This is a genomic window from Polaromonas sp. P1_E1_2, assembly GCF_056406035.1.
This window is the reverse complement of sequence record NZ_JBFUAZ010000176.1, coordinates 1-7104: the sequence shown is the minus strand read 5'-3', so window position 1 is coordinate 7104 and position 7104 is coordinate 1. Positions and strand designations below refer to the sequence as shown.

Annotated in this window: 7 protein-coding genes; 3 read left to right on the top strand and 4 right to left on the bottom strand. The window is 65.5% G+C overall.

Annotation, left to right across the window (positions count from 1 at the left end; all coding sequences use genetic code 11):
* The coding region (locus AC1D1P_RS10415; protein ID WP_477672917.1) for a transporter substrate-binding domain-containing protein at positions 1-425 on the bottom strand (425 nt) is incomplete at its 3' end.
* 268 nt (positions 426-693) lie between these two features.
* Complete coding sequence (locus tag AC1D1P_RS10410; RefSeq protein ID WP_477672916.1) at positions 694-2340, bottom strand: MBL fold metallo-hydrolase; 1647 nt, start codon at positions 2338-2340, stop codon at positions 694-696.
* Positions 2341-2523: 183 nt separating this feature from the next.
* On the opposite strand from AC1D1P_RS10410, the gene dapF reads away from it, so the two are divergent.
* The 3 genes from dapF to AC1D1P_RS10395 all read left to right on the top strand — a co-directional run bounded on the left by dapF (position 2524) and on the right by AC1D1P_RS10395 (position 5495).
* Positions 2524-3411, top strand: coding sequence for a diaminopimelate epimerase (gene dapF / locus AC1D1P_RS10405; protein WP_477668414.1), 888 nt, complete (start codon positions 2524-2526; stop codon positions 3409-3411).
* A 308-nt stretch (positions 3412-3719) separates the two neighbouring features.
* Positions 3720-4415: a DUF484 family protein gene (locus AC1D1P_RS10400; RefSeq protein WP_457281114.1), complete on the top strand. Its 696-nt coding sequence runs from the start codon at positions 3720-3722 to the stop codon at positions 4413-4415.
* 24 nt (positions 4416-4439) lie between these two features.
* Positions 4440-5495 (top strand): tyrosine recombinase XerC, encoded by a 1056-nt coding sequence (locus AC1D1P_RS10395; RefSeq protein ID WP_477672915.1) that lies wholly within the window; start codon positions 4440-4442, stop codon positions 5493-5495.
* 31 nt (positions 5496-5526) lie between these two features.
* Here the strand turns inward: AC1D1P_RS10395 and AC1D1P_RS10390 are convergent, their stop codons facing one another.
* Positions 5527-6663, bottom strand: a complete 1137-nt coding sequence (locus tag AC1D1P_RS10390) for a 7TM diverse intracellular signaling domain-containing protein (RefSeq protein ID WP_477672919.1) — start codon at positions 6661-6663, stop codon at positions 5527-5529.
* A 77-nt stretch (positions 6664-6740) separates the two neighbouring features.
* Positions 6741-7100 (bottom strand): 7TMR-DISMED2 domain-containing protein, encoded by a 360-nt coding sequence (locus AC1D1P_RS10385; protein WP_477672918.1) that lies wholly within the window; start codon positions 7098-7100, stop codon positions 6741-6743.
* Positions 7101-7104: the final 4 nt, after the last annotated feature.

Sequence of the window (7104 nt, the reverse complement as noted above, 5' to 3'; positions counted from 1 at the left end):
ATCAGTTGCTGCGCGTCAAAGTAAGGCGACGAAAAATCCATGGTCTGCTTGCGCTCGGCCGTGATCGTGATGGCCGAGACCAGCAGGTCGCGGTCGCCCTGGTTCAGGGAGTTGAAGATGCCTTCCCATGGCGTATTCAGGAACTTGACTTCGATGCCGGCTTTCTGCGCCACGGCCTTGACGACTTCGATGTCGAAACCGACGATCTCGCCTTTGTCGTTCTGGGACTCAAAAGGTACATACGCGGCGTCCGTGCCGACGACGTACACCTTGGCCGCAGGTGCGGGTGCCGAGGCGGCAGGAGCGGGTGCACTGGCTGCGGGTGCCGGCGGCTCGGTCTTGCTGCAGGCGGCCAGAACGATACCGGCGACCAGGGTGCTGGCGGTTTGCAGGAAACGTCGCGTTGAAATGGAGTAGGAAGACATGAAGTCCCTCAAAAAAGGTTGAAATGATGGTGATGCCCGTCAAGCCATGCGGTCAGGCACGGCCTCCGGCATACGAACAAAAAGTATAAACCGCAGCCCTGGGGTCAAACAGCCCCTTTCAGTAGCCTTGGTGACTGTTCATGGCCTTAACGCCGGTATATACCCTTACGTACGGTCCAAGGTTTAGCAACTTTCACGCCACAGTAGTGCGGGTACTCGGTGGTGGCTTGCAAATCAATAGCGATGTCCAACGCCTGTTCAGAAAGTGCTAAAGGACAAGGCCCAGCTCACGCACGCGGTCCACGTGCGCCAGCAGCGAGCGTTTGGCCACTGGCCAGATACGCGGGTCCACATCGTCGTAGGCGCCTGCGACCCAGTCGTCGATCGTGCCTTCCGGGTGGGCCTGCATCACGCGCATGATCTTGGCTTCGCGTTGCAGGCGATGCGCCTTGAGCCGGGCAATCGCATTCTTTGCGTCCGCCAGTACGTAGCCATGCGCCGGGGCAATGAACCCGATCTGGTGTTCGTCGCAGGCCGCGCTCAGCGCATCCAGGGAATCCAGGTAGGCACTCATGTCGCCGTCGGGCGGGTCAATGACCGTGGTGCTGCCGTTGAGGATGTGGTCGCCGCTGAACAGCAGGCCGTCTTCCACCAGCACCAGGCACACATGGTTGGCGGCATGGCCGGGCGTGTGCAGCACCTTCAGGGTATGGGTGATTTCGCCTTCCGGCCCTTTGCTGGTGAGCGCAAGCAGCTCCTGATTTGATAGCGGCCGATCCGGCGAGAAGGCGCTGGCGGCGCGCGCGGTGGGTGCCGAAGGCAGGCCCAGAATCGGCGGTGCAACGCTGCACATGGCCTGCAGCGGTTTGGCGCCGGGTGAATGGTCGGGGTGCGAGTGGGTGCACACAATCATGCGGATGTCGCCGCCGGCCGCCCGCCAGAGGCGCTGCAGGTGCTCGTGATCAGCCGGGCCAGGGTCGATGGCGATGTAGCCGCTGCCAGGGTCGCCGACCAGGTAGCTGTTGGTGCCCGGTCCGGTCATCACGCCGGGGTTGGGCGCCGTCAGGCGCATCACGTTGTGGAGCAGCGCCACAGGCTGTGATGTCTGCCAGTCGAGTGCGTGCACGATCTGCCCGTCCGGGCAGGTCAGCGCCAGCTCACCATAGGGCGCTTCGTGTTCCATGTAGCGCGCCTCCCTGCCGGCCAGCAGCCCGGCACGCGGGCAGGAGGTCCAGAGCGGGACTTCGGACGCGCAGGCCGCCAGCACCGAAGCGACGTCGGGGTAGTGCTGCAGCCTTTCCAGTGTGCGTATGGTGGGGAAGATGATGAAAAATCCTCCCGCCGCGTGCCGCGCCAGCGCCTCGGCCGGCAGCACCCAGACCGGCTCAAACTGCTCTGCCTCGTCGGCCACCGGGCTCTGGCCCTCGGGCATGCGCGCGACCAGGAAGGGCACGTCAAAACGCCGCGGCAGGTCGCGGTCTGTGACCCAGTGCGCCAGCACAAACACCTCGTCGCCCGCCAGCGTGAGGCCGCGCTCGCAGCATTGCGCGGCAAAGGGCGCCTTGCGGTCCAGCGAAGCGATGTCGGCCGTCGTCGCATGGCTGCCATCCGCGTGGCGCGCCAGCAGCACGCCGAGTTCTTCAAAGCTTTCGCGGATGGCCGCGATGGCCTGGGTCAGATGCAGATCGCTTTGCGTGGCCCGCCGGGTGGACTGTGCATGCGCCGCGGCATCCGCCGCGTCGATGCCGCCGCCGGGAAAGACATAGGCCCCCGGGGCGAAACTGGCGCTCGTGGATCGCCGCGTCATCAGGACTTCGACGCCGTGCGGGGTGTCGCGCAGCAACAGCACGGTGGCCGCCGGGCGTACAGGCGCGGGTTCGCGCGAAGGATGGAGCAGTTGGGAAGGACGTGGCATCTGCAAATTATGGCTTCGGGGCTGCGCGGGCGTTGACGGCGGGTTTTGGCGTATTTTTCTGCCCTGCAAAACCGTGGCAAACCATGCGTATCGCCCCGAATTCCTTCAAAACAACGGCCGGTGGATGCGAAATGGCCGATTCACCTCTTTAAGTGCCGCCTTCGCACCGCAGATAATTCCCCCATGCGAATCCGATTCACCAAAATGCAGGGCGCGGGCAATGACTTTGTCATGCTCGACGAAACCCGCGCCCCGCTGGGCCTCTCCACCGCGCAATACCGCTTCCTGGCCGATCGCCACTTCGGCGTGGGCGCCGACCAGATTCTCTCGGTGCGGCCGCCGCCCAAGGATGCTGGCGAAGGCATCGACTTCGAGTACGTGATCCACAACGCCGACGGCGGCGAAGTTGAGCAGTGCGGCAACGGCGCGCGCTGCTTTGTGCGCTTTGTGCGCGAGCAGGGGCTGACGACAAAGGACGTCGTGAGGGTCAAGACCCTGAGCGGCATCATCGAGCCGCGCATGCAGGCTGACGGGCGTGTCACGGTCGACATGGGCGCGCCGGTGTTTGATCCGGTGCGAATTCCTTTTGACACGTCGGGCCTCACGCCTGTGACCCAAGGTTCATGGCAAAAATGGCCGCTGGCCCTTGATGGGTCAGCGCAAGCAGCTCCTCTTTTGATAGCGGCGTTGTCGATGGGCAACCCGCATGCGGTGCAACTGGTGGACGACGTGGACGCTGCGCCGGTGTTGCAAACCGGCCCGCTGATTGAAAACCACGTGCGCTTTCCGCGTCGTGTGAACGCTGGCTTCATGCAGGTGGTTTCGCGCAGCCAGATCCGCCTGCGGGTCTTTGAGCGCGGCGCGGGCGAGACGCTGGCCTGCGGCACGGGCGCCTGCGCGGCGGTGGTGGCGGGCATACGCTGGGGCCTGCTGGATGCGCGGGTGGACGTGATGACGCGGGGCGGCCAGCTCACCATCGAATGGCCGGGCCAGCTGGATGCACCCGTCATGATGACCGGGCCGGCTACGACGGTGTTTAAGTCCGAAATCGAAATCCCGGACGGGATCTAAGTTCACCCCCTTCCAGGGGCGGCGCCTGGGGCCGGCAAAGCCGGACCCTCGGCCCCCGCTGGTGGAATGCCTCGTTAGTTACGCCCGTCGGCCTCTTCAAGCCAGGGGTGCCGTGGAACCGGCTTTGCCGGGCCGCAGGCACCGTCCCCTGCAAGGGGAAAAGGGCTACACGCAGTGAGCCCGATAGGGGTGTGCTATTTTTCGGCTTTGCCGGGCCRCAGGCGGGCGGCCCCCTCGGGGGGCAGGAAGTTACACGAAGTGAACGACCGTGGGGGCCCATTTCCGGCTCATTTCCCTACAATGCCCGGATGAATCCAACCGAACACCCCATCACCGAAGACGACATCGCCAACTTCCTGGCCAACACGCCCGACTTCTTCGAGCGCCACGCCGAACTGCTGGCTTCGGTGCAACTGTCCAGCGGACACGGCAACCGTGCCGTCAGCCTGCAGGAACGCCAGGCGCTCATGCTGCGAGAAAAGATCAAGGGTCTGGAAACGCGGATGGTCGACATGATCCGCCACGGGCAGGACAACGTGGCCATTGCCGACAAGATGCAGCGCTGGACACGCAAGCTGCTGCAGGCGACGCAGGCGCGCGACCTGCCGGGCGCCATTGTCGAAGGCATCACCGGCGAATTCCTGATCCCACAGGCCGCCATCAAGGTCTGGGATGTGAACGGGATTTTTTCGGATGAGAGTTTTGCGACCGATGTGAGCGAGGACGCCAAAACCTTTGCCTCTTCATTGAGCGCACCTTACTGCGGCGTCAATTCGGGCTTCGAAGCGGTCAACTGGCTGCCCGAGCCCGCGGTGGCCTTGTCGATCGCGCTGATACCGCTGCGCGCCGCAGCGGGCGCGGAGGTCTCGGGCCTGCTTGTGCTGGCTTCACCCGACCCGGAACGTTTTCACAGCGGTATGGGCACGGATTTCCTGGAGCGCCTGGGCGAACTGGCCGGCGCGGCGCTGACGCGGCTGCGGCCCCAGCCGGTCACTGCCGAATAGGCACCGGGGCCATGCACCACGGCCATGATGCAAACGCCGCCTTCGACCTCTGAATTCGGCGGCGGGCAGCCAGTGTTGCCGCCGTCCGATCCGCTGGTCGAGCGTTACCTGGAACATGTGCGTGTGGAAAAGCGCCTGGCCCAGCGCACCGTGGAGCTCTACGCGCTCGACCTGCAAAAGCTCGAAGCCAATGCACACCAGGCCAGGGTGGCGCTGGTGGCGGTGCAAAACGTGCACATGCGGCGCTGGGTGGCGCAAATGCATGGTGCGGGGCGCAGCGGCCGAGGCATTGCGCTCATCCTTTCAGGCTGGCGCGGCTTTTACACCTGGCTGGGCCGCGAAGGCCTGATCAGCGGCAACCCCGTGCAGGACGTGCGGGCGCCCAAAGCCGCCAAGCCCTTGCCCAAAGCCCTGAGTGTGGACGAAGCCGTGCAGCTCGCGGGCTACCAGGCCGACGCTTCGGATGGCGACCCGCAGCTGGAGCTGCGCGACCAATGCATCACCGAACTGCTGTATGGCTGCGGGCTGCGTATCGGCGAGCTGGTGGGGCTGGATGTGAAGGCCAGTGCGCAGGCGCGCGGCTGGATCGACACGGATGCAGCCGAAGCTTATGTGCTGGGCAAGGGGTCCAAAAGGCGCAGCGTGCCGGTCGGTCGGGCTGCGCTGCAATCACTGCAGCAGTGGCTTGCCGCCCGGGCCAGCTGGGCGCGTGAAGACCATGCGCTTTTTATCAACCAGCGCGGCACCCGACTGACGCCACAGCACATCCGGGTGCGGCTGAAGCAGCGCTCGCTGAAGGCGGGGCTGGCAACGCCGGTGCACCCGCACATGCTGCGTCACTCTTTTGCCAGCCATGTGCTGCAGTCGAGCGGTGATTTGCGTGCGGTCCAGGAGTTACTGGGCCATGCAAACATCACGACCACGCAGGTCTACACCCGGCTGGATTTCCAGCACCTGGCCAAGGTGTATGACGCGGCGCACCCGCGGGCCCTGTCGAAAGCCGGAAAGGCCGGCGCGGGCGCGCCGGCATCACCAGGAARCCTGGCGAAGGCGGACAAAGACGCTAAAGACAAAGCCTGAGCCTGGCACCAGCACTGGTGCCAGGCGGTGCTCAGGCTGGACTGGGACGGTCGCGCCTTGCCGGCCGTGCCGGCGGCACGTCCCCGAGCATGAACACCGCCCGCTTGCTGTCGGCCGGGGCGGCTGCCAGGCGCTCTTCAAGCTGGGTCAGCAGGGCCTGGGCATTCGAGCCCTGGTAGGGCACCAGGGCGTACGCGACATGCACCTGTGCGACGCAGTCCACGTGCAGGCCTTTGTAGGGCATGAGGCAGCGCGCCACGATGCGCGGCCCGAGCGTGCCGGCGTCCTCGGCATTGAAGGGGCCTTCGACCAGCATGCCGAAGCGCCGCTCCGACAGCCGCGCTGCGCTGTCGATCTCGCGTGCGGTGGACAAAAGGCGTTCGGCCACATGCAGCGGCAATTCTTCGGCGGCCTTGCGCCCGAAATCGCGCTGGATCTGCTCGGAGTTGACCAGGTCGATGATCATCACCGCGCTTTGGTGGCGCAGCCGTTCGGAACGCGCAATCATGCGGATCAGGCGCTCGGCAAACACGTGGCCGTTGATGAGACCCGTGGCCGGATCCACCCGGTCCAGGCCCTGGATGCGGCGGATGTTTTCGCGCCGGTGCTGGCTGCGCAGCATCAATACCAGCATGGCGATGGGCAGATGCAGCGCCACACCCAGTTGCATGCCGTGCTGCGTCAGAAAGCCGATGGGCACCAGCTCGGCATTGCGGGCCATGGTCCATCCAGCGGCGGCCAGCACCGGCACATACGCCAGCATCAGCCAGGGCGCAAACCGGTCGCCGCGGCGCCAGGCCCAACCCATGACCAGCACGCTGCTGAATTCCAGCAGCAGCACGATGGGGATGAACAGGCCCATGCGCGATGCAGATGGAACCAGCGCCAGCACCACAGCCGCCAGCACGCCCAGCGCGGCCTGGCCCGCCATCAGCCAGTGCAGGCGCAATGAGCGTTCGGGCAGGGCCACCACCGCGGAAATGAACAGCAGGGTGGCCGACACCGCCAGCATGGGCAGCACGGATGTCGAAATGTCGTTCCACCCCGGCCACGCCGGCCACAGGTGCAGCCCCGCGATGCCGGTGACGGTCGCCTGCGTCAGGCCCATCAGGGTCACGCAGAGGGCGTAGTAACCGTACGCGGTGTCGCGCAGTGAAATAGCGCCCAGCGCCGAGATCAGCGCCGCCAGCCCCGTCAGCCCGAAGAAGATGCCCAGGATCAGGGAAACACGCTGCTCTGAGTGGCTCAGGTGCCCCTCGCTGATGAACTGCAGCGGCGCGCTGAACGCATGGCCGTTCTCCAGGCGTAAAAGGTAATGGGTGGGTACCTCGGCCGACAGCGCGATGGGCAGCAGGGGATGGCGGTGCGGCTGAACGCATGGCCGTTCTCCAGGCGTAAAAGGTAATGGGTGGGTACCTCGGCCGACAGCGCGATGGGCAGCAGGGGATGGCGGTGCGGCACTGGCCACTTGTCTACCGCCACCAGGTCGCCGGCGCGCTGCTCGTTCCACCGGCCGACACCGTCCGGGGTATACAGCGAAGCCCGGTCGATGGACGGGTCGGGAACCTCAAGGTACCAGCGCTCTGTGTCTGGCGCCGGCGGCACGTTA